At 68.3% G+C, this 20726-nt stretch carries 21 protein-coding genes; 16 read left to right on the top strand and 5 right to left on the bottom strand.

Annotated elements, in window-relative coordinates:
- Nucleotides 1-10 precede the first annotated feature (10 nt).
- From ODI_RS01210 to ODI_RS01195, 4 genes are all read left to right on the top strand, one after another.
- Nucleotides 11-388, top strand: coding sequence for a DUF4810 domain-containing protein (locus ODI_RS01210; RefSeq protein WP_067753647.1), 378 nt, complete (start codon nucleotides 11-13; stop codon nucleotides 386-388).
- On the top strand, nucleotides 385-1050 hold the full coding sequence (locus ODI_RS01205; RefSeq protein WP_067753544.1) for a DUF799 domain-containing protein: 666 nt from the start codon (nucleotides 385-387) through the stop codon (nucleotides 1048-1050). The genes ODI_RS01210 and ODI_RS01205 overlap by 4 nt, the downstream gene beginning before the upstream one ends.
- Before the next feature lie 69 nt (nucleotides 1051-1119).
- Nucleotides 1120-2727, top strand: coding sequence for a peptide chain release factor 3 (locus ODI_RS01200; protein WP_067753547.1), 1608 nt, complete (start codon nucleotides 1120-1122; stop codon nucleotides 2725-2727).
- 65 nt (nucleotides 2728-2792) lie between these two features.
- On the top strand, nucleotides 2793-3464 hold the full coding sequence (locus ODI_RS01195) for a hypothetical protein (protein WP_067753550.1): 672 nt from the start codon (nucleotides 2793-2795) through the stop codon (nucleotides 3462-3464).
- A gap of 100 nt (nucleotides 3465-3564) precedes the next feature.
- On the opposite strand, the gene bfr is transcribed toward ODI_RS01195, so the two are convergent.
- From bfr to rpoN, 3 genes are all read right to left on the bottom strand, one after another.
- Nucleotides 3565-4044: a bacterioferritin gene (gene bfr / locus ODI_RS01190; RefSeq protein ID WP_067753553.1), complete on the bottom strand. Its 480-nt coding sequence runs from the start codon at nucleotides 4042-4044 to the stop codon at nucleotides 3565-3567.
- Between the two features lie 373 nt (nucleotides 4045-4417).
- Nucleotides 4418-4690 (bottom strand): (2Fe-2S)-binding protein, encoded by a 273-nt coding sequence (locus ODI_RS01185; RefSeq protein ID WP_067753556.1) that lies wholly within the window; start codon nucleotides 4688-4690, stop codon nucleotides 4418-4420.
- A gap of 124 nt (nucleotides 4691-4814) precedes the next feature.
- Nucleotides 4815-6251 (bottom strand): RNA polymerase factor sigma-54, encoded by a 1437-nt coding sequence (rpoN, locus tag ODI_RS01180; protein ID WP_067753559.1) that lies wholly within the window; start codon nucleotides 6249-6251, stop codon nucleotides 4815-4817.
- Nucleotides 6252-6266: 15 nt separating this feature from the next.
- On the opposite strand from rpoN, the gene ODI_RS01175 reads away from it, so the two are divergent.
- Complete coding sequence (locus tag ODI_RS01175; protein ID WP_067753562.1) at nucleotides 6267-7127, top strand: hypothetical protein; 861 nt, start codon at nucleotides 6267-6269, stop codon at nucleotides 7125-7127.
- A 348-nt stretch (nucleotides 7128-7475) separates the two neighbouring features.
- Nucleotides 7476-9185: a 2-isopropylmalate synthase gene (gene leuA, locus ODI_RS01170; RefSeq protein ID WP_067753565.1), complete on the top strand. Its 1710-nt coding sequence runs from the start codon at nucleotides 7476-7478 to the stop codon at nucleotides 9183-9185.
- A gap of 60 nt (nucleotides 9186-9245) precedes the next feature.
- On the opposite strand, the gene ODI_RS01165 is transcribed toward leuA, so the two are convergent.
- On the bottom strand, nucleotides 9246-10406 hold the full coding sequence (locus ODI_RS01165; protein WP_067753567.1) for a DSD1 family PLP-dependent enzyme: 1161 nt from the start codon (nucleotides 10404-10406) through the stop codon (nucleotides 9246-9248).
- A gap of 150 nt (nucleotides 10407-10556) precedes the next feature.
- Between ODI_RS01165 and ODI_RS01160 the strand changes: the two genes are divergently transcribed.
- From ODI_RS01160 to ODI_RS01115, 10 genes are all read left to right on the top strand, one after another.
- The gene (locus ODI_RS01160) at nucleotides 10557-11615 is read left to right on the top strand and encodes a LacI family DNA-binding transcriptional regulator (RefSeq protein ID WP_067753570.1); all 1059 of its coding nucleotides are present in this window, start codon (nucleotides 10557-10559) and stop codon (nucleotides 11613-11615) included.
- Nucleotides 11612-12631 carry an ABC transporter substrate-binding protein gene (locus tag ODI_RS01155; protein WP_067753573.1) on the top strand — a complete coding sequence of 340 codons (1020 nt, stop codon included), beginning with the start codon at nucleotides 11612-11614 and terminating at the stop codon, nucleotides 12629-12631. The genes ODI_RS01160 and ODI_RS01155 overlap by 4 nt, the downstream gene beginning before the upstream one ends.
- Before the next feature lie 2 nt (nucleotides 12632-12633).
- Nucleotides 12634-13458: an ABC transporter permease gene (locus tag ODI_RS01150; RefSeq protein WP_067753576.1), complete on the top strand. Its 825-nt coding sequence runs from the start codon at nucleotides 12634-12636 to the stop codon at nucleotides 13456-13458.
- Entirely contained in the window at nucleotides 13412-14311 is a 900-nt protein-coding gene (locus ODI_RS01145; RefSeq protein WP_082985296.1) for an ABC transporter permease, read from the top strand. Before ODI_RS01150 ends, ODI_RS01145 begins: the two co-directional genes overlap by 47 nt.
- Entirely contained in the window at nucleotides 14308-15294 is a 987-nt protein-coding gene (locus ODI_RS01140; protein WP_067753579.1) for an ABC transporter ATP-binding protein, read from the top strand. Before ODI_RS01145 ends, ODI_RS01140 begins: the two co-directional genes overlap by 4 nt.
- Before the next feature lie 13 nt (nucleotides 15295-15307).
- Complete coding sequence (locus tag ODI_RS01135; protein ID WP_067753582.1) at nucleotides 15308-16129, top strand: phosphodiesterase; 822 nt, start codon at nucleotides 15308-15310, stop codon at nucleotides 16127-16129.
- 118 nt (nucleotides 16130-16247) lie between these two features.
- Nucleotides 16248-17321 carry an ABC transporter ATP-binding protein gene (locus ODI_RS01130; RefSeq protein ID WP_067753585.1) on the top strand — a complete coding sequence of 358 codons (1074 nt, stop codon included), beginning with the start codon at nucleotides 16248-16250 and terminating at the stop codon, nucleotides 17319-17321.
- Between the two features lie 9 nt (nucleotides 17322-17330).
- Complete coding sequence (locus tag ODI_RS01125) at nucleotides 17331-18626, top strand: ABC transporter substrate-binding protein (protein WP_067753588.1); 1296 nt, start codon at nucleotides 17331-17333, stop codon at nucleotides 18624-18626.
- A 23-nt stretch (nucleotides 18627-18649) separates the two neighbouring features.
- A complete protein-coding gene (locus ODI_RS01120; protein ID WP_098020970.1) occupies nucleotides 18650-19549 on the top strand; it encodes a carbohydrate ABC transporter permease in 900 nt (299 codons plus the stop codon).
- Nucleotides 19546-20346: a carbohydrate ABC transporter permease gene (locus tag ODI_RS01115; RefSeq protein ID WP_067753591.1), complete on the top strand. Its 801-nt coding sequence runs from the start codon at nucleotides 19546-19548 to the stop codon at nucleotides 20344-20346. Before ODI_RS01120 ends, ODI_RS01115 begins: the two co-directional genes overlap by 4 nt.
- 16 nt (nucleotides 20347-20362) lie before the next feature.
- Here ODI_RS01115 and ODI_RS01110 read toward each other — a convergent pair whose 3' ends face one another.
- Nucleotides 20363-20680 (bottom strand): hypothetical protein, encoded by a 318-nt coding sequence (locus ODI_RS01110; RefSeq protein ID WP_067753594.1) that lies wholly within the window; start codon nucleotides 20678-20680, stop codon nucleotides 20363-20365.
- Nucleotides 20681-20726: the final 46 nt, after the last annotated feature.

Here is a 20726-nt window from a genome sequence, read left to right as displayed (position 1 = left end):
GGGGATGACGATGCCCGTACTCTCCCTGCCGCGCCGCCTGGCGCGGGTCGGCGCCATTGCTGCCGTCACCTTGCTCGCCGCCTGCGCCCAGGCGCCCAAGCCGCTCTACCACTGGGGCGGCTACCAGGACCAGGTCTATGCCCATTTCAAGGGCACGGACGGCGACCCCGTCGCCCAGATCGGCGCCATGGAAAAGCAGATCGAGGAAGCCCGCGCGGCCGACATGACGCTGCCGCCCGGTTTCCACGCGCACCTCGGCATGCTGTACGCCCAGGTGGGCCGCGACGACGCGGTGCTCCCGCAATTCCAGACCGAGAAAACCCTGTTCCCGGAATCGGCCGTCTTCATGGACGTCCTGATGAAGCAACCCAAGGAGAAAGCGCAATGATCCGGCGTTCCTTCGCGCGCCTGCTCGGCGCCCTGTCCGTGGTCCTGGTCGTGGCCGGCTGCGCCAAGCCCACGCCCTATGACTACTCGGCCTTCCGGGAAAGCCGCCCGCGCTCCATCCTCGTGCTGCCGCCGCTCAACAGCTCGCCGGAAGTCGCGGCCAGCTACGGCGTCCTGTCGCGCAGCACCCTGCCGCTGGCGGAATCGGGCTACTACGTCCTGCCCGTCACGCTGGTCGACGAGACCTTCAAGCAGAACGGCCTGGCGCACCCGGCCGAGATGCACGAAGCGCCGCCCGCCAAGCTGCGCGAGATCTTCGGCGCCGATGCCGCGCTGTACATGGAGGTCACCGAATACGGCGCGTCCTACAAGATCGTCCAGGCGGACATCGACGTGGCGCTCAAGGCCAAGCTGGTGGACCTGCGCAGCGGCGCGCTGCTGTGGGAAGGCAAGGCCCGCGCCTCGACCGCCGAGCAGCAGAACCAGGGCGGCGGCCTGATCGGCATGCTGATCAGCGCGGTGGTGAACCAGATCATCAACTCGGCCAGCGACGAGCGCACCCTGATGATCGCGACTTACGCCAACAACCGCCTGCTGGCCGCGTCCCCCCAGACCAACGGCATCCTGTACGGGCCCTACTCCCCGCGCTACGGCACGGACTGAAGCCTGTAAAAGCGGGGGCCAGGCGGCCGGCCCGGCAGGGCCGGCCGTCGGGGTTAAAATCCCCGCACAATGAGCATCCCCCACGAAGTCGCCCGGCGACGCACGTTCGCCATCATCTCCCACCCCGACGCGGGCAAGACCACCCTGACCGAGAAGCTCCTGCTGTTCGCAGGCGCCATCCAGATCGCGGGCAGCGTCAAGGCGCGCAAGGCCTCCCGTCACGCCTCGTCCGACTGGATGGAGATCGAAAAGCAGCGCGGCATCTCCGTGGCCTCCTCGGTCATGCAGATGGAATACCGCGACTGCGTGATCAACCTGCTCGACACCCCGGGCCACCAGGACTTCTCCGAAGACACCTACCGCGTGCTGACGGCGGTGGATGCGGCCCTCATGGTCATCGACGCCGCCAACGGCGTGGAGCCGCAGACCATCCGCCTGTTGCAGGTGTGCCGCGCACGCAACACGCCCATCATCACCTTCATCAACAAGCTGGACCGCGAAGTGCGCGAGCCGCTGGAGCTGCTCTCCGAGATCGAAGGCCACCTGGGCATGGATGCCGTCCCCTTTTCGTGGCCGGTGGGCATGGGCCGCAACTTCGGCGGCGTCTTCGACATCCGGCGCGACCGCATGCGCGTCTTCCGCGCAGGCCAGGAACGCCGCAACGATGACAGCGACATCATCGAAGGACTGGCCAACCCCGTCATCGCCGAGCGTTATGGCGACGACTTCAAGAAGGCCTCCGACGAGATCGAGCTGATCCAGGCTGCCGCGCCCGCCTTCGACGCGCAAGCGTTCCTGGCCGGCCGCCAGACCCCGGTGTTCTTCGGCTCGGCCATCAACAACTTCGGCGTGCAGGAAGTGCTGGACGCGCTGGTGGACCTGGCGCCCGCGCCCGGCCCGCGCGCCGCGCTGGAGCGCGAAGTGCGCCCGGAAGAGCCGCGCTTCTCCGGCGTCGTCTTCAAGGTCCAGGCCAACATGGATCCCGCCCACCGCGACCGGGTGGCCTTCGTGCGCGTGGCCGGCGGCCGCTTCGAACGCGGCATGCGCCTGAAGGTCAGCCGCACCGGCAAGGAAATCCGTCCGAACAACGTGGTGTCCTTCCTGTCGCAGCGCCGCGACCTGCTGGACGAGGCCTATGCCGGCGACATCATCGGCATCCCCAACCACGGCGTGCTGCAACTGGGCGACGTGCTGACCGAAGGCGAGGCCCTGCGCTTCACCGGCCTGCCCTTCTTCGCCCCGGAACTGTTCCAGCAAGTGGAAGTGAAGGACCCGCTGCGCACCAAGCAGTTGCGCACCGGCCTCACCCAGTTGGGCGAGGAAGGCGCGATCCAGGTGTTCAAGCCGGTTGCCCACGGCGGCCAGCTGTTGTTGGGCGCCGTCGGCCAACTGCAGTTCGAAGTGGTGGCCCACCGGCTGAAAACCGAGTACAACGCCGACGCGCGCCTGCTGCCCTCGCGCTATACGATGGCGCGCTGGCTGACCGCCGACGACCCCAAGGCGCTGCGCAAGTTCATGGATGCGAACGCTGCCCATATCGCCTATGATGTGGTGGAGGCACCCGCCTTCCTGGCCACTTCCTCGGCCCAATTGCGCGTGGCCGAAGACCTCTATCCCGACGTGCGTTTCCACGCCATGCGCGAGCACGGCGGCCACGTCTTCGGCGAGAAGGCCTGAGTGCCGGCGCGCTGGCATCGGCACTCACGCCGCAGCACGGTAATCCACGCAACGAAGATAGATTCATGTCCTGGCGTCTCCTGATCCTCATCCTCTTGCTGGCCGCAGGCGGCGCCGCCCTGGGCGGCATGCAGCTGGGCGAGTACCTGGTCGCGCGCGCGCCCGTCGCCGCGCCGGCCCCCGGCGAGGACGACAACGATCCCGACCGCGTGGTGCTGGACGCCAACGGCAAGCCCTATACCGCCCAACCGCCCCAGCCGCGCGTGGATGGCACCCTGGGCGTGCCGGACCAGCCCGCCGACACCAAGTGGGAAGTGCCCACGGTGTCGCTGTTCGACACCACCACCAATCCCGACGTCCTGATCTCGCGCAATCGCCTGAACGCCAATGAAGTGCGTGAGCTGGCCTCGGCCTCCAGGGGCTTGCCCGCCGGCCCGCAGGATGTCGTCACCATCGACGTCGCACGCCCTGGCGAAGGCAGCCATGCGCCGCTGATGTCCGGCCAGCAGCCCGCGCAGCCTTTCGTCGTCTCGCAGGCCAACCAGGCTGCGCCGGACAATCCCCAGCAGGCCGCCACGGCCGCAGGCTGGGAAGGCGAATTCCGCCGGGCCATGGACCAGTGCGCCAACACGGGCTTCTTTGAACGCCCCACCTGTGCCTGGAACGCCCGCAACAAGTACTGCGCCCCCAACAACGCCTGGGGCAAGGTCGACGGCTGCCCGCGCCGCTCGTTCTGAGCGCATTGCGGCACCGGGCGGCGCTGCCCCGTCACCCCCATGAAAAACGGCCCCTTCCGGGGCCGTTTTCTCGTTCGCGCAAGCGCTTGGCGGCGCGCGCTTACTCGCTCTCGGTTTCCATCTGGCTTTGCAGGTAGTTCTGCAGGCCGACCTGCTCGACCAGGCCGAGCTGGGTCTCGAGGTAATCGATGTGCTCTTCGGTGTCGTCCAGGATGTCCTGCAGCAGGTCGCGCGACACGTAGTCACGCACCGACTCACAGTGGGCGATGCCATCCTTGACGGTCTGCTGGGCAGCGGTTTCCAGCTTCAGGTCACAGGAGAGCAGCTCGGGCACGTTTTCGCCGATCATCAGCTTGTGCAGGTCCTGCAGGTTGGGCAGGCCGTCCAGCATGAAAATGCGCTCGATCAGGCGGTCGGCGTGCTTCATTTCGCCGATGGACTCCTCGTACTCATGCTTGCCCAGGCGCTTGAATCCCCAGTGGTTCAGCATGCGGGCATGCAGGAAATACTGGTTGATGGCCGTCAGCTCGTTGGTGAGCTGCTTGTTGAGGTACTGGATGACGGTTTTATCGCCTTTCATGACGGACTCCTGATTTCTGGGTGCGAGGCCGGGAGGGCCTGTCCTGGCGGCCGGCGCAACGGCGCCGATGCCGGACAACGGACGCAGACTAACACCGGCTCCGAAGCACTGACTACCCTTGGCGCGAAAGTCGTGAAAGGGCGTGCTAGCGCAATCAGGAACCGTCGAGCGAATGAAAATAAGAACGTTTGCGCCACGCAGCGACACCGCCCACACGGTTTCATGCGGGCCATAAGCTGGCCTGAAGCCGGAAAATCAAGCGGAATGCGCAAGAAAACGCCGAAAACTCGGGCGTTGCGGAGGGAAATACGAGGGAGAACAGCGGAAAATGGGATTGTTGCGATGCCGCAACAATCAACAGGCCTGGCTGGAATCAGGCCGCGCGGGCGATCTTGACGACGGGGTAGCCGTTGGCGGCCAAGGTGCCGGGCTGGGCGACAGCGGTGACCGGCGGCTGCATCTCGCAGTGGCCCCGGTTGGCGCAGGCGGTGCCGCCAGGCAGGTATTCGCTGGCCGTGTCGGCGCAGCAGCCACAGCAGGTGGCCACGCCAAGGTCGAACTGGAGATCAGCAAGCGACGATGCCCCAGCGGCCACGCTGGCGTGGACCTGGCTTTCGGTCACTGCGTTGCAGACACAAACGTACATGAGAATAATTATCGAAAATATCTAGACGAAAAGCAAGCGCGTGCGCAACGGCCGTGGCGGGCACGCCGCAGTGCTGGATTCCAGTCAAAAGGGGGACGCGCTGAAAGCGCGGATCAGGCGGAAATCAGGTGCGCAGCGAGGCCTGTGCCTTGCGCACGGATGCCGGGGCGATGCGCAGCGCTTCACGGTATTTGGCGACCGTTCGGCGTGCGATGACGATGCCGCGATCGGCCAGCATCTGCATGATCTGGTTGTCCGACAGCGGCTTGCCCGCGGACTCTTCCGCCACCATCTGGCGGATCTGCGCCTGCACGGCGGTGGCGGACGCCGAGCCGCCCGCTTCCGTGGCCACCCCCGCGCCGAAGAAGCGCTTGAGCTCCATGGTGCCGAAGGGTGTCAGCATGAACTTCTGGGTGGTCGCGCGCGAGATCGTGGACTCGTGCAAGCCGAGCTCGCCCGCGATGTCCTTCAGGATCAGCGGCTGCATGGCGCCGGCGCCGTGCGAGAAGAATTCGGACTGGCGGTCGACGATGGCCTGCGACACCCGCAGGATGGTGTCGAAGCGCTGTTCGACGTTGCGCACCATCCAGCGCGCCTGCTGCAACTGCGATTGCAAGGCGGAATGATCGCCGCTGCGGTTGCTGGCCAGGACCTGGGCATAGACCGAGTTGATGCGCAGGCGCGGCATGACGGCGGTGTTCAGCACGGCCTGCCAACCTTTGCGCGTCTTGTGCACGATGACGTCGGGCACGGCGTAATCGGCCGCGGGCACGGTCCACGCGCGGCCCGGACGCGGATCCAGGCGCAGGATGAGCGAATGGGCCGCGCGCAGGGCCTCGTCGCCACAGTGCAGCGCCTCGCGCAGCTTGGCCGCGCTGCCACCGGCCAGCAGCTGAAGATGCTCGGCACAGAGCTTGCGGGCCAGCGCCAGCACCTGCGGATCGGCAGCCTCGGGGAAGCGCTCCGGGTCGGGGTGGCGCAATTGCAGCACCAGGCAGTCGGCCACGTCGAAGGCCCCCACCCCCGAGGGATCGAAGGAGCGCAGCAGCGTGAGCGCGGCGTGCAACTCATCTTCGTCGCACTCCAGTTCGGCGGGCAGCCAGCCCAGGATCTCTTCCAGCGAAGAGGCCAGGAAGCCGTTCTCGTCCAGTTCGTCGATGAGCAGCTCGACCAGCGCCGCATCACGGTCGCTGACGCGGGTCAGCGACAGCTGGCCGAGCAGGTGCTCGCGCAGCGTCTCGGCGCGCACCGCCTCGGGAAAGGCGCGGTCGTCGTCATCGTTCTGGCTGGAACCGCTGCCGCGCATGCCGTCTTCCAGCGATACCGTGGCGGACTCGTAATCCGCGCCGCTGTCACCCGCGTCGCCCTCGGCGGGGGCATCGCCTTCGGAATCGCCGCCCGGCTCGCCTTCGCGCTCGAGCATGGGGTTTTCAGTGAGCGCCTGCGCGATCTCCATTTCGAGCTCGAGCGCCGACAGCTGCAGCATCCGGATGGATTGCTGCAGTTGCGGTGTCAGCGTGAGGTGCTGACTGTGTCGCAGTTCTAAGGAATGGCGCGTCATGAGACAATATTTTGCATGAACTCTGCAGATCGCTCCCAAGAAGACGCCCGACTCCTCAGCCGCACCTTGCTGGGCTTGGCGACGCCGCGTCTCATCCGGCGCGCCATAGTAATCGTCATCGCGGCGCTTGTGTGGCTGTTCATCTGCTCCCGCATCCTGGGTTTCGGCGCCGGCATGCGTTATACGGCGCTGGCGCCGCTGGGCCAGCAGACCGTCGACCTGCTGATCCGCATCAATCCTTATTTGTGGTGGGTCGTCGTGGTGCTGTTCACGCTGGCCGTCTTCTTCGGGGTGCGCGGCTGGTACGAACGCAGCATTGCCGCTGGCCGCGCCCAGCCCGTCGACCTGCCCACCCTGCGCGACTTGGCCCACGGCCTGTCGGACGACGGCCGGATGGTGCTGGGCTGGGCCTGGCGAGACCGTGAGGACCCCATCACCGTGGGCGACCTGCTACTGGCGCGCGACGAAATGCGTCATGGCCGCGCCAGCAAGATCTACCTGGCACGCGAACAGGCCGAGGCATTGCGCCTGCCGCCCCTGGAAACGGCCCCTGCCGCACCCGGGGTCTCCGCGCCTGCCCCCGCCGTGCGCAAGGCAGGCGCCCCCGCTGCGCCGGCCGAGCCGCCCCTGGGCGACCTGGCGCCGCGCTCGCGCAGTCAGGATGTCTTTGCCCCCCGTCCCGCCGCGCCCGCGCCCAAGGCGGAACCGGCACCGGCGCCCACCCCCGCGTCTTCGCCAGCGAAGGCCGAGCCCGTCATCGGGACCACGCCCGCCGAACCCACGCTGCGCGCCGAGCCGCGCGTACAGCCCGAAGCGCCTCGCGCCACGACGCAGCGCACCGAACCCCGCCTGGGCGACATCGGCCCGAAACGCTGAAAAAAGGGAGCGCCGCGCACATGGCAATTTGCCAGCGCGGCGCAAATGTGTTCGACTATCGCCTTATGGCCGATCTTCAGACCTCCTCTCTGAACACCGCTGCCGGGCGCTCCAGCCTGGCCGTCGGCCTTGTCGCGTCCTCCTCCCTGGCCCTAGCGCTAGCACTAGCGATCGGTTGCCGAGCCTAGCGCTCCGTGGCAGTTCGGCAGCCTGTCGCCACACGGTTTTTTCCTGTCCAGAATTCTCGCCTGGCCCAAGCCAGGGCACGCCGCCTACACTGGCGGCGCGAAATCATACGGACGGCCGTGACCCCAACCGACCCGGCCGCCCCACTGTTCACAGAGGTGCATGATGCTTGCCAACCCCATCCAGAAGTACAAACCCTTCGTTCCGTTTGATCGCGACTTCTCCGAGCGCACCTGGCCCAGCCGCCGGATCACGACGCCGCCGATCTGGATGAGCACGGACCTGCGCGACGGCAACCAATCCTTGATCGAACCGATGAGCGTCGAGCGCAAGCTGCGCTTCTTCGACCAGCTGCTGAAGATCGGCTTCAAGGAAATCGAGGTGGGTTTCCCCTCGGCCTCGCAGACCGACTTCGATTTCGTGCGCCGCCTGATCGACGAAAACCGCATCCCCGAGGACGTCACCATCATCGTGCTGACGCAGGCGCGCGAAGACCTGATCTCCCGCACGGTCGAGGCCGCCGCCGGCGCCAGGCAGGCCATCATCCACCTGTACAACGCCTGCGCGCCCGCCTTCCGCAAGATCGTCTTCAACATGAGCCGCGACGAGATCCGCAACATCGCGGTCACCGGCACGCGCCTGGTCAAGCAGCACATGGCCAAGTATCCGCAGACCCGCTGGGGCTACCAATACTCGCCCGAGGTGTTCAGCACCACCGAGCCCGATTTCGCGCTGGACGTATCCAATGCCGTGGCCGAGGAATGGGACGCCACGCCGGAAAAGAAGCTCATCCTGAACCTGCCCGCCACGATCGAGGCCACCACCCCGAACCTGTACGCGGACCAGATCGAGTGGATGCACCGCAACCTGGCGCGCCGCGACAGCATCGTGCTGAGCGTGCACCCGCATAATGACCGCGGCACCGCCGTGGCCGCCGCCGAGTTCGCCGTGATGGCCGGCGCCGACCGCATCGAAGGCTGCCTCTTCGGCAGCGGCGAGCGCACCGGCAACGTCGACCTGGTGACCCTGGCCTTGAACCTCTACACGCAAGGCGTGCATCCTGGCCTGGACTTCTCGGACATCGACGAAGTGCGCCGCTGCGCGGAGTATTGCAACCAGTTGCCCGTGCATCCGCGCCACCCCTATGCGGGCGACCTCGTCTTCACGGCCTTCTCGGGTTCGCACCAGGACGCCATCAAGAAGGGTCTGTCGCAGCAGCAAGCCGATGCGCTGTGGGAAGTGCCGTACCTCCCCATCGACCCGGCCGACCTGGGCCGCAGCTATGACGCCGTCATCCGCGTGAACAGCCAGTCGGGCAAGGGCGGGGTGTCGTACCTGCTCGAGCAGGAGCACGGCCTGGTGTTGCCGCGCCGCCTGCAGATCGAGTTCAGCCGCGCCATCCAGCGCGTGACCGACGAGACCGGCCGCGAAGTCACCGCCGCCAGCGTGCACGACATCTTCCAGGACGAGTACCTGAAACAGCACGCGCCGTGGAAGCTGGTGCGCCACCGCATCGTGGGCGACCCCTCTGCCGCCGAAGGCCATACCTTCAGCATCGAGGTGGACCTGGAGCACGACGGCCAGGTGCGCACGGTGCGCGGTGAAGGCGACGGCGCGATCTCGGCGTTCGTGAATGCGCTGGGCCTGCCCGTGCGCATCATGGATTACCACGAGCACGCCATCGGCACCGGCACCGACACGCGCGCGGCCTCCTATGTGGAGTTGCGCCTGGGCGATTCGGCCACGGGTTTTGGCGTGGGCATCCACCGCGACATCGTCACCGCCTCGTTCCAGGCCGTGCTGAGCGCGGTCAACCGCCATGTGAAGGCCGGCGTCGACGCCATGCCGGCCGAGGCCGCGCAGTCGGCGTGAGCCGGTCGTCCTGACCCCGTCAGCACGACGGGGTGACGGGCCGGACGGCCCGCCGGCGCGTCAGAACAATGCGCCGCGCGCCGCCACCGGCCAGACCGCCTCGACCTGTTCGCCGCGGATCGCCACCAGCCAGTCGTGCAGGTTGACGGTGGGATCGCAATGACCCGGCAAGACCCGCAGCCGCTGGCCCACCGCCAGCGGCTGCGGCGTTTCCGGCGCGGCCGGATCCGGGACCAGGACGGTGTGCTCGTCCGACACGCTGGCCACCTTCCATCCCGGCGCCAGCACGCGCGGCAGGCCGGAATCGACGGCAAACGCCTTCAGGCCGCCATCGAGCACCGCCCGGCCCTCCTGGGCGCTGATGACCGTGCACAGGCCCTGCAGGGCATGCGCCAGCGTCGCCGCGCCCGGTTCGGGCTGGTTGGCGGCGTAGTCGACGTCCATCAGGACATAGGAGCCGGGCTGCACCTCGGTATACAGACCCGAGGCCAGCTCGTACGCGTAGCTGCCCGTGCCCCCGCCCGTGATGGTGTCGCAGGGCAGGCCCGCGGCCGTCAGCGCCGCCACGGCCTCGCGCACGCGGGCGCACGCCTCTTCCACGGCCTTCTGGCGGGCGGCAGGCTCGCGCAGGTGCTGGGCCGACCCGCGATAGGCGTGCAGGCCGCCAAATCGCAGCGCAGGCCCGTGGCCCGCAATGAGACGGGCCAGCGACACCGCGGCGTCGGGACCGGCCACGCCGCAGCGTCCCTGCCCCACTTCCAGTTCCACCAGCACCTCGATGCAGGTGCCATGCCTGGCGGCTGCCGCGGCCAGCGCCTCGACCTGCGCCGGGTCATCGGCGCACACGGCCAGGCGCACCCGGCCCGCCAGGCGCGCGGCGCGCTCGGCCTTGGCCTCGCCGACCAGCTGATTCGTCACCAGGACGTCATGAATGCCCCATGAGGCGAAGACCTCGGCTTCCCCCAGCTTCTGGCAGCAGATGCCATGGGCGCCGCCCGCGATCTGCAACAGCGCGATGGGCGGGCACTTGTGCGCCTTGCCGTGTGCGCGGATGCGCAGGCCGGCAGCCAGGATGCGGCCATGGACCGCATCCATGTTGCGCTGGAGCGCGTCGAGGTCCACCAGCAGCGCCGGCGTATCGATCTGCGCCACGGAGTGGCCTGCCCGCGCGGGGGCGGGAGGCGGTCCGCACAGGACACGCTCGGCGGGGTGGTTTCGCATGGGTAGAGAAGCCGTAATGTTTGGAGACACGATACTACGCGGCTGCCTTTGACGGGGCGCTGAATGGTCGCGTGGCGGGTCCGTCATGGTTGCAATACGCACGTCATATCGCCAAGGGAAAATGAAAACGTTTTCAACCGAGACGACACGATGCCCCACCGCAGCCCGACACGCTTGTCCATCGTCCAGATTGCAGAAGAAGCCGGCGTGTCCATCGCCACCGTCTCGCGCGCCTTCAACCAGCCCGCCCTGCTCAAGGCCGATACGCTCGCGCACATCAGCGACATCGCGCAGCGCCACGGTTTCCGCCCCAACCGGGTGGGCCGCAGCCTGCGCTCGGGCAGCACGCGCACCATCGGACTGGTGCTGCCCACCCTGTCGAACCCCGTTTTCGCCGAGTGCTTCGAAGGCGCGGAGCAATGTGCGCGGGAATCCGGCTACAGCGTGATGCTGACCGTCGCCGGCTACGACCCCGACCGTGAAGCGGAAGCGGTACAGGCGCTCATCGACCATCAGGTGGAAGGCCTGATCCTGACCGTGGCGGACGCCGCGCGCAGCGCGCTGCCCGATACGCTGCACAAGGCCCGCATGCCCTATGTGCTGGTCTACAACGAATCCAGCCGTCATCCCTACGCCTCGGTGGACAACCGCCGCGCCGCCGCGGACATGGTGCGGCACCTGGCGGAATGCGGCCATCGCCGCATCGCCTTCCTGACCGGTCCGCTGACGGCCTCCGACCGCGCCCGCCGCCGCCTGCACGGCGCGCGCGCCCAGGCGCGCAAGCTCGGCATGGAAGAAGTGGCCCACTGGGCCATGCCCGCCCACACCGGCGCCGACGCCGCGCAACTGCAGGCCCTGCTGCGCGACGGCCCGGCGCCCACCGCGCTGTTCTGCTCGAACGACCTGCTGGCCGCCTCGGTCATTGCCGCGCTGCTCACGCTGGGCCTGCGCGTGCCGCAGGACATCTCCGTCTGCGGCTTCGACGGCATGGATTTCGGCGCGCTGATGACCCCGCCGCTGACCACCGTGCGCCAGCCCAGCCGCGAGATCGGCCGCGCGGCCAGCGCCAACCTGCTTGGCCAGATCCAGGGCGTCACCCCGCGCTCGGACCGGCTGCTGCACGGCGTGATCACCGGCGGCACGGTCGCCGCCGGCGCCAACACCCAGGATTCTCCCCGCCCCTCCCGAACCAGGAAGACCTCACCATGACCTCCCGTCCCACCCGCCTGCTGCGCGCCGCCCTGCTGGCGCTCGGCCTGTGCGCCGGCGCCGCTGCCCAGGCGCAGGCCCAGACCGCCATCTGCTACAACTGCCCGCCAGAATGGGCCGACTGGGGCACGCAACTGCGTGTCATCAAGGAGAAGACCGGCATCGCCGTGCCCGGCGACAACAAGAACTCCGGGCAATCGCTGGCCTCGTTGGCAGCCGAAAAGGCCAATCCCGTGGCCGACGTCGTGTACTACGGCGTGACCTTCGGCATCCAGGCCGACAAGGATGGCCTGGTGACCGGCTACAAGCCCGCGCACTGGGACGACATTCCCGCCGGCCTGAAGGACGCCGACGGCAAGTGGTTCGCCATCCACTCCGGCACGCTGGGCTTCATGGTCAACGTCGACGCCCTGCGCGGCAAGCCCGTGCCCAAGTCGTGGGCCGACCTGCAAAAGCCCGAGTACCGCGGCCTGGTCGGCTATCTGGACCCCGCCTCGGCCTTCGTCGGCTACGTCGGCGCCGTCGCGCTGAACCGCGCGCTCGGCGGCTCGCTGGACAACTTCGATCCTGCCATCAAGTGGTTCCGCGACATGAAGGCCAACCAGCCCATCGTGCCGAAGCAGACCGCCTACGCCCGCGTGCTGTCGGGCGAAATCCCGATCCTGGTGGACTACGACTTCAACGCCTACCGCGCCAAGTACAAGGACGGCGCCAACGTCGAATTCGTCATTCCCGCCGAAGGCACCATCGCCGTGCCCTACGTGATGAGCCTGGTGCAAGGCGCGCCGCGCGCCGACAACGGCCGCAAGGTGCTGGACTTCGTGCTGTCCGACGAAGGCCAGGCCATCTGGGCCAACGCCTTCCTGCGCCCCGTGCGCGCCGGCGCCATGTCTGCCGAAGCGCAGAAGAAGTTCCTGCCCGACAGCGACTATGCCCGCGCCGGCACGGTGGACTATGGCCACATGGCCGATGCCCAGCGTGGCTTCTCGGACCGCTACAACAAGGAAGTGAACTGACCATGCGCCGCCGCGGCTGGCTCTTCTTCGGTGCGCCCGCGGCGGCGCTCTTCACGGCCTTCTGGGCCCTGCCCATGCTGAACCTGGCATGGGTGGGCGCGGCGGGCCGCGAAGGCGATGCGTTCGGCGCCGCATATTGGCAGGTCCTGACGCAGCCGCTGTACTGGCGCAGCCTGGGCAACACCGTGGCGCTGTCGCTGGCCGCCACGCTCGCCACGCTGCTGCTGGCCTTGCCGGTGGGGCGTTTCCTGGCGCGCCACCCCCGCTTTCCCGGCCGCGCCACGCTGGTGGCGCTGCTGACCTTTCCGCTCGCCTTTCCCGGCGTGGTCGTGGGATTCCTGGTGATCCTGCTGGCCGGCCGCCAGGGGGTGCTGTCCTCGCTCACGGAATGGTTGACCGGCGAGCCGCGCGCCTTCGCCTACGGCATGGCCGGACTCTTCGTGGGCTATCTGTACTTCTCCTTGCCACGCGCCATCGGCATGGTGTCGGCCGCCGCGCAGCAGATGGATCCCAGCCTGCTCGACGCGGGCCGCACGCTGGGCGCAGGCGCCTGGCGCCGCCTGGTGGACATCGAACTGCCCGCGCTCAAACCTGCCCTGATCGGCGCGGGCGCCATGAGCTTCGCGACCAGCATGGGCGCCTTCGGCACCGCCTTCACCCTCGCCACGCAGATCAACGTGCTGCCGCTCACCATCTACAACGAGTTCACCAACTACGCGAACATTCCGGTCGCCGCGGCGCTGTCGGTGCTGCTGGGCCTTGCCACCTGGGCCGTGCTGTATGCCGCGCACAGCCTGGCGGGCACACGCGGAGGCGCCGGTGGCTAAGGTTTCTTCTCACACCCCGCTCGCCGCGCGCGGCGACCGCTGGGACGCCCGGCTGGGCGCGACCGTGACGCTGGCCGTCGCGGCTTTCCTCATCGGCCCCGTCGTGCTGTCGGTGCTGGCGGGCCTCACGAAGAACTACTTCGTCGGGCTGTCCAGCGGGCTCACGCTGCGCTGGGTGACCGAGGTCTGGTCGCTGTATGCCGACACCATCGGCCGCACCTTCACCGTGGCGTTCCTGACGCTCGCGGTCTGCGTGGCGCTGGGCGTGCCGCTGGCGTGGGCGCTGACGGTCTTCCAGGGCCGCGCGGCGCGCGCGCTGGAAGAGCTGATGAGCCTGCCCGTGGCGGTGCCGGGGCTGGCATCGGCGCTGGCCCTCATCATCTCATGGGGCACGGTGTCCGGCCTGCGCGGCAGCCTGTGGTTCATCGTCATCGGCCACGTGCTGTTCACCCTGCCCTTCATGGTGCGCGCCACCCGTGCCGCCATGTCGCAGCAGGGCCTGCTCGGCCTGGACGAAGCGGCCGCCACGCTGGGCGCCTCGCGCCTGCGCCGCTTCCTGACCATCATCGTGCCCAATGCCGCGCCCGGCATCCTGACCGGCGCGCTGACGGTGCTCACGCTTTCCATCGGCGAGTTCAACCTGACCTGGTTGCTGCACACGCCGCTCACCAAGACCTTGCCTGTCGGCCTGGCCGACAGCTACGCCTCCATGCGGCTCGAGATCGCCTCGGCCTACACGCTGGTCTTCCTGCTGATGCTGCTGCCCCTGCTGGTGGGCCTGCAATGGCTGGCAAACCGGGGTACGCGCCGCGCCCATGCGGCGGTCCCCCCCAACACGACGACACACTCATGAGCGCTGTTCGCATCGACCTGGCGCAATGCGCCAAGACCTGGCCCGACGGCAGCCGGGCCCTGCATCCGCTGGACCTCACGGTCGAAGGCGGCGAGATCCTGGCGCTGCTGGGTCCCTCCGGCTGCGGCAAGACCACGCTGCTGCGCCTGATCGCCGGCCTGGAGCGCGCCGACGCCGGCAGCGCCATCCGCTTCGACGGCCAGGACGTGAGCGCCTTGCCGGCAGAGGCGCGCGGCGTGGGCGTGGTGTTCCAGAACTATGCCCTGTTCCCCAACATGAACGTGCTGGACAACGTGGCCTACGGCCTGAAGGTGCGCGGCATGCCGCGCGCCGGGCGTGACGCGCGGGCACGCGAGATGCTGGCGCTGGTGCAGCTGGACGCGCACGCGGCCCGGCGCATCGACCAGCTGTCCGGCGGCCAGCGCCAACGCGTGGCCCTGGCGCGCGCGCTGGCCATCCGTCCGCGCGTGCTGCTGCTGGACGAGCCGCTGACCGCCCTGGACGCGCAGCTGCGCGAGCACCTGCGCGTGGAGTTGGCGCAGATGCTGCGCCAATTGGGCATCACCACGATCATCGTCACGCACGACCAGGAGGAAGCCATGATGCTGGGCAACCGCATCGCCGTGATGTCCGCGGGCCGCCTGGAACAGATCGGCGACGCCGAGACGATCTATCACGCCCCGCGGACCCCGTTCGTGGCGCAGTTCATCGGCAGCCTCTGCACCTTGCAGGGCGCGGCGCATGACGGCCTGCTGGTGGCGGGCGACGCCACGCTGCGCTTCCGGCCGCACCAGGCCAGCCTGCACGCGCCCGAACCCGGCGCGCTCACTGGCCGCGTGCGCGACCGCTATTTCCTGGGCGAGTCCGTCAGGCTGGAAGTGCGGCTGGAAGACGGCCAGCACCTGAGCATCACCGCCCCCCACGACAACACGCATCAACCCGGCGAACGCGTCAGCGTGCGCCTGGCCCATTTCCACCCCTGAAGCAGAACCCGACATGCTCATTGCCCAAATCAGCGACCTGCACATCCGCCTGCCCGGCCAGAAGGCCTATCGCGTGGTGGAGACCGACGCCTATCTTCCGCCTGTCGTCGACGCGCTGAACCGCCTCGATCCGCGTCCGGACTGCGTGGTGATCACCGGCGACCTGACCGACTTCGGGCGCCCCGCGGAATATGCCCACCTGCGCCACCTGCTGGCGCCGCTGCAGCTGCCTTTCTTCCTGCTGCCCGGCAACCACGATGACCGCCAGGCGCTGGCCGACGCCTTCCCCGAGCATGCCTACCTGCGCACGGACGGCCCGTTCGTCCAGTACGCCGTGGAGCAGTATCCCGTGCGCATCCTCGCGCTGGATACGGTGGTGCCGTTCAAAGGCCACGGCGCGCTGTGCGCCGAGCGCCTGCAGTGGCTGGAGACCGAGCTGGCGCGCGAGCCGGGCCGCCCGACGCTGATCGCCATGCACCACCCGCCGTTCAAGACCGGCATCGCGCACATGGACGCCATCGGTTTGCTGTCCGGCGCACCGGAACTGGCGGCGCTGGTCGGCCGTCACCCGAACATCGAACGCATCATCTGCGGCCACCTGCACCGCACGATCTATGCGCGCTTCGGCGGCACCGTGGCCTCGTGCTGCCCCGGCACCGCGCACCAGATCGCGCTGGACCTGCGGCCGGCCGGCCCGTCGGCCTTCGTGATGGAACCGCCGGGCTACCAGCTGCACACCTGGCAAGGCGGCGCGCTGACCACGCATTCGGCCGTCCTGGGCGAATTTCCCGGCCCCTATCCCTTCCATGAGGAAGGCGCGTTGATCGACGAGTAGACGACGCATCCATCGACAGCGAAACGAAGGCGGCCTGCAATACGGCCGTCATTTTCCGCCGCGATGATGTAAAGGTTTTCATTCGAGACGCCGCAGAAGCGTCCCACTCCTTCCCATCATGTCCTCCATCGTCCTCGACAGCCTGGAAAAGCGCTATGGCGACCACCTCGCCATCAGCGGCATCGACATCGTCGTCGAGGCAGGCACGTTCACGGTCCTGCTGGGCCCGTCGGGCTGCGGCAAGTCGACCACCCTGCGCATGATCGCGGGACTCGACACGCCCACCGCCGGCACCGTGGTGATCGGCGGGCGCGACGTGACGCAGCTGCCGCCGTCGCAACGCCGCATCTCGATGGTGTTCCAGTCCTATGCGCTGTTCCCGCACCTGTCCGTGCGCGAGAACATCCTCTTCGGCCTGAAGGTCCGCCGCGAACCCGCCCGCGACCACGCCGCCCGCCTGCAACGCGTGGCGCAGCTGCTGGGCCTGGACGCCCTGCTCGACCGCAAGCCTTCGCAACTCTCGGGCGGCCAGCAGCAGCGCGTCGCGCTGGGCCGCGCGGTCATCTCCGAAGCCCCCGTCTGCCTGATGGACGAGCCGCTGTCCAACCTGGATGCACAGCTGCGCCACGACATGCGCCGCGAGATCCGCGCGCTGCAACGCCAGCTGGGCATCACGATGGTCTACGTCACGCACGACCAGACCGAGGCCATGAGCATGGCCGACAAGGTCGTGCTGCTGAACGGCGGACGCATCGAACAGCACGACACCCCCGACGCGCTTTATGCCCGGCCCGCCAGCGAGTTCGCCGCGCGCTTCATCGGCACGCCGCCCATGAACGTGCTGACGCTCGAAACGCTGCACGGCGTGCCCGTGCTGGCCGGCAGCCACGGCCCGGCGTTGCGCGGCGCCGGCGCCGGCGCCCAAAAGCTGGGCGTGCGCCCCGAGCACATGCGCCTGGACATCACGGGCCGCTGGCGTGCACGCGTCGCCAGCGTCGAATACTTCGGCGCGGACTCCATCGTGGCCTGCGACCTGGGTGCGGCCGGCATCGCCGCCGTGCGCGTGCCCGGCGCGTCGCCCTGCCGTGCCGGCGAGATCGTCCACCTGGAATGGGATGCCGCCCACCAGCATTTCTTCGGCGCGTCCGGACGCGCCCTGCCCTCTTCCCCGAGCCCTCTCCTCGAACCCTAGGAGCCGTCCATGCGACGCACCATCCTGAAGTCCCTCGGCATCGGCCTCGCCGGTGTGTTGGCTGCCTGCCCCGCGCTGGCCCAGAAAGCCCCGGTCGAAGTCGAGTTCTACTACCCCGTGGCCGTCGGCGGCCCGATCACCAAGGTCATCGACGACATGGCCGCCGCGTTCCACAAGGAGAACCCGGACGTCGTGGTCAAGCCCGTGTACGCCGGCTCCTACCAGGACTCGATCGCCAAGGCGCTGACCGCCCACAAGGGCGGCAAGCCGCCGCAACTGGCCGTGCTGCTGTCGACCGACATGTTCACGCTGATCGACGAGGAAGCCATCGTCCCCATCGACGCGGTGGCCAAGAGCGCCGACGACCAGAAGTGGCTGGGCGGCTTCTATGACGCCTTCATGCAGAACAGCCGCAGCGGTGGCCACACCTGGGGCGTGCCGTTCCAGCGTTCGACCATCGTGATGTACTACAACAAGGACCTGTTCCGCGAAGCCGGGCTGGATCCCGACAAGGCGCCCGCCACCTGGACCGAACTGGTCGAGGCCGCCAAGAAGCTGACCAAGCGCGACGCCAACGGCCAGGTCACGCAGTGGGGCATCGAGATCCCGTCGGGCGGCGCGTTCGCCTATTGGCTCTTCCAGGCGCTCACCACGCCCCACGGCGAGATCCTGATGAACGAAGCCGGCAACGAGGTCTACCTCGACAAGCCGGGCGTCGTCGAGGCCGTGCAGTACTGGCGCGACCTGGCCGCCAAGCACAAGGTCATGCCCGAAGGCACGATCGACTGGGGCACCACGCCCAAGGACTTCCTGGAAAGGAAGGCCGCCATCGTCTGGACGACCACCGGCAACCTGACCAACATCCGCAGCAACGCCAAGTTCCCGTTCGGCGTGGCGCCGATGCCGGCCAGCAAGCGCGGCGGCAGCCCCACCGGCGGCGGCAACTTCTATGTCTTCAAGAACGCCACGCCCGAGCAGCAGGCCGCCGCCGTGCGTTTCGCCAAGTGGGCCACGACCCCCGAGCGCGCCGCCGAATGGAGCATCGCCACCGGCTACGTCGCCGTGACGCCGGCCGCCTGGGAAACCGAGCGGATGAAGACCTACGCCAAGGACGTGCCGGCCGCCGTGGTGGCGCGCGACCAGCTCGCCGTGAGCGTGGCCGAGTTCTCGACGCATGAGAACCAGCGCGTGACCAAGCTGCTGAACGACAACCTGCAGGCTGCGCTGACAGGCGCGAAGACCCCCGCCCAGGCCATGGCCGACGCACAGCGCGAAGCCGACCGCATCCTGCGCGCCTACCGCTGAGCCTGCCCTTGACCCCTGCCGCCATGCACGCAAGCACCGCCCGGCTTTCCCTGGCCCGGCAGCACGCCATCACCGGCTGGCTGCTGGTGTTGCCGGCGGTCGCGCTGCTGGCGGCGTTCACGCACTATCCGGCGCTGGCCACGTTGTGGCACAGCTTCTTCAGCACCCCGAAGGGCAGCCGCCCGGCGCGCTTCGTGGGGCTGGAGAACTACGCCCTGATGGCCGACGACCCGGTGTTCTGGCAGTCGCTCTGGAACAATCTGTGGTTCGCGCTGGGCACCATTCCCACCTCGGTGGGCCTGGCGCTGGCCATGGCCCTCTGGGTCAACGGCAAGCTCAGCGGCCGCGGGCTGCTGCGCATGGCCTACTTCACCCCCACCGTGCTGCCCATGGTGGCCGTGGCGAACATCTGGCTCTTCTTCTATACCCCGCAGTACGGCCTCATCGCCCAGGTCACGGGGCTCTTCGGCCTGCCCAGCGTCAACTGGCTGGGCTCGCGCGAGACCGCGCTGCCCGCGCTGATGCTCGTGACGATCTGGAAGGAAGCCGGCTTCTTCATGATCTTCTACCTGGCCGCGCTGCAGGGCATTCCGCCCACGTTGCGCGAAGCCGCCATGCTGGAAGGCGCCTCGCGCGGCCAGTATTTCCGCCGCGTGCTGTGGCCGCTGCTCATGCCCACCACGCTCTTCGTGCTGATCAACGCGCTCATCAACGCCTTCCGCCTGGTCGACCACGTCGTAGTGATGACCCGCGGCGGCCCCGACAACGCCAGCACGCTGCTGCTCTTCTATATCTACCAGGTCGGCTTCGCCTTCTGGGACACGGCCTATGCCGCCACGCTGACCGTGGTGCTGCTTGCCGTGCTGGCGGCCACCGCCTGGATCAAGTTCAACTGGCTCGACCGCCGCACCCATTACCAATGAACCGCGCACTGGATACGCTGGCCGCCTGGCTGCTGGGCCTCTTGTGGATCGCGCCGCTGGCCTACGCCGCCTGGGCGGCGTTCCACCCGCCCGCCTACGCGACGCGCTTCGATCTGTTCGCGCCGCTCACGCTGGCGAATTTCGCACAGGCCTGGGCGTCGGCGCCGTTCGCCCAATACTTCGTCAACACCTTCACGCTGGTCACGATGGTGCTGGTCGCGCAGTTCGTGCTGGCGACGCTGGCGGCCTACGCCTTCGCGCGCTTCACCTTCCCCGGACGCGACCTGCTGTTCATGCTGGTGCTGCTGCAGCTCATGGTGATGCCCGACGTGCTCATCGTCGAGAACTACCGCAGCATGAGCGCGCTGGGCATCCGCGACACGGTGTTCGCCGTGGGACTGCCCTATTTCGCGTCGGCCTTCGGCATCTTCCTGCTGCGCCAGACCTTCAAGACCGTGCCACGCGAGCTGGAAGAGGCCGCGCGCATGGAAGGCGCCAGCGCGCTGCAGGTGTTGATGAAGGTGTACGTGCCGCTGGCCAAGCCCATGTACGTGGCCTATGGCCTGGTGTCGGTCAGCCACCACTGGAACAACTTCCTGTGGCCGCTCATCATCACGAACTCGGTGGAGTCGCGTCCGCTCACCGTGGGCCTGCAGGTGTTTTCGTCGACCGATCAGGGCATCGACTGGTCGATCATCACGGCGGCCACGCTCATCAGCGCGGCGCCGTTGCTGGTGGCGTTCCTGCTGTTCCAGCGCCAGTTCGTGCAGTCGTTCATGCGGGCGGGCATACGCTGAACGCCGCGCGTGGCGGTCAGTAACCCACCATCAGGCCGGGCAGGTCCACCGTGATGCGCGGACGCTCCAGCGCCCGTGCCACGTTCTCGGCGAACACGCGCGCGATCTCGGGTTCCGCCACCAGGCGCTCGTGGCCGTAGGCGTCGGCGATTCCCAGCACCTTGTCCAGCAGCAGCACCTTGCCGCTGGGACGCAGCGGCTCACAGCCGAGCTGCTCCCAGGTGTCGTCCAGCCACTGCCGCGCCTGCGCGGCGGAATCGTCGCCCGGCACAGTCTGCACCGTCAGGTCCAGGCTGCGGCGGGGATCGAAGATGACAGTGATCTGACTACGCATGTGTGCTCCTGTCCGATGCCGGTCGTGTGCCGGCACCTTATGGTTG

Origin of the sequence: Orrella dioscoreae (assembly GCF_900089455.2) — a bacterium.
Lineage (GTDB): Bacteria > Pseudomonadota > Gammaproteobacteria > Burkholderiales > Burkholderiaceae_B > Orrella > Orrella dioscoreae.
The sequence above is the reverse complement of the archived record's forward strand: the minus strand, read 5'-3'. Positions and strand labels throughout refer to the sequence as shown.

Coding starts and splice junctions, on each gene's coding strand:
- ODI_RS01210 (WP_067753647.1), top strand. CDS start 11: ATGCCCGTACTCTCCCTGCCGCGCCGCCTGGCGCGGGTCGGCGCCATT.
- ODI_RS01205 (WP_067753544.1), top strand. CDS start 385: ATGATCCGGCGTTCCTTCGCGCGCCTGCTCGGCGCCCTGTCCGTGGTC.
- ODI_RS01200 (WP_067753547.1), top strand. CDS start 1,120: ATGAGCATCCCCCACGAAGTCGCCCGGCGACGCACGTTCGCCATCATC.
- ODI_RS01195 (WP_067753550.1), top strand. CDS start 2,793: ATGTCCTGGCGTCTCCTGATCCTCATCCTCTTGCTGGCCGCAGGCGGC.
- bfr (WP_067753553.1), bottom strand. CDS start 4,044: ATGAAAGGCGATAAAACCGTCATCCAGTACCTCAACAAGCAGCTCACC.
- ODI_RS01185 (WP_067753556.1), bottom strand. CDS start 4,690: ATGTACGTTTGTGTCTGCAACGCAGTGACCGAAAGCCAGGTCCACGCC.
- rpoN (WP_067753559.1), bottom strand. CDS start 6,251: ATGACGCGCCATTCCTTAGAACTGCGACACAGTCAGCACCTCACGCTG.
- ODI_RS01175 (WP_067753562.1), top strand. CDS start 6,267: ATGAACTCTGCAGATCGCTCCCAAGAAGACGCCCGACTCCTCAGCCGC.
- leuA (WP_067753565.1), top strand. CDS start 7,476: ATGATGCTTGCCAACCCCATCCAGAAGTACAAACCCTTCGTTCCGTTT.
- ODI_RS01165 (WP_067753567.1), bottom strand. CDS start 10,406: ATGCGAAACCACCCCGCCGAGCGTGTCCTGTGCGGACCGCCTCCCGCC.
- ODI_RS01160 (WP_067753570.1), top strand. CDS start 10,557: ATGCCCCACCGCAGCCCGACACGCTTGTCCATCGTCCAGATTGCAGAA.
- ODI_RS01155 (WP_067753573.1), top strand. CDS start 11,612: ATGACCTCCCGTCCCACCCGCCTGCTGCGCGCCGCCCTGCTGGCGCTC.
- ODI_RS01150 (WP_067753576.1), top strand. CDS start 12,634: ATGCGCCGCCGCGGCTGGCTCTTCTTCGGTGCGCCCGCGGCGGCGCTC.
- ODI_RS01145 (WP_082985296.1), top strand. CDS start 13,412: ATGCCGCGCACAGCCTGGCGGGCACACGCGGAGGCGCCGGTGGCTAAG.
- ODI_RS01140 (WP_067753579.1), top strand. CDS start 14,308: ATGAGCGCTGTTCGCATCGACCTGGCGCAATGCGCCAAGACCTGGCCC.
- ODI_RS01135 (WP_067753582.1), top strand. CDS start 15,308: ATGCTCATTGCCCAAATCAGCGACCTGCACATCCGCCTGCCCGGCCAG.
- ODI_RS01130 (WP_067753585.1), top strand. CDS start 16,248: ATGTCCTCCATCGTCCTCGACAGCCTGGAAAAGCGCTATGGCGACCAC.
- ODI_RS01125 (WP_067753588.1), top strand. CDS start 17,331: ATGCGACGCACCATCCTGAAGTCCCTCGGCATCGGCCTCGCCGGTGTG.
- ODI_RS01120 (WP_098020970.1), top strand. CDS start 18,650: ATGCACGCAAGCACCGCCCGGCTTTCCCTGGCCCGGCAGCACGCCATC.
- ODI_RS01115 (WP_067753591.1), top strand. CDS start 19,546: ATGAACCGCGCACTGGATACGCTGGCCGCCTGGCTGCTGGGCCTCTTG.
- ODI_RS01110 (WP_067753594.1), bottom strand. CDS start 20,680: ATGCGTAGTCAGATCACTGTCATCTTCGATCCCCGCCGCAGCCTGGAC.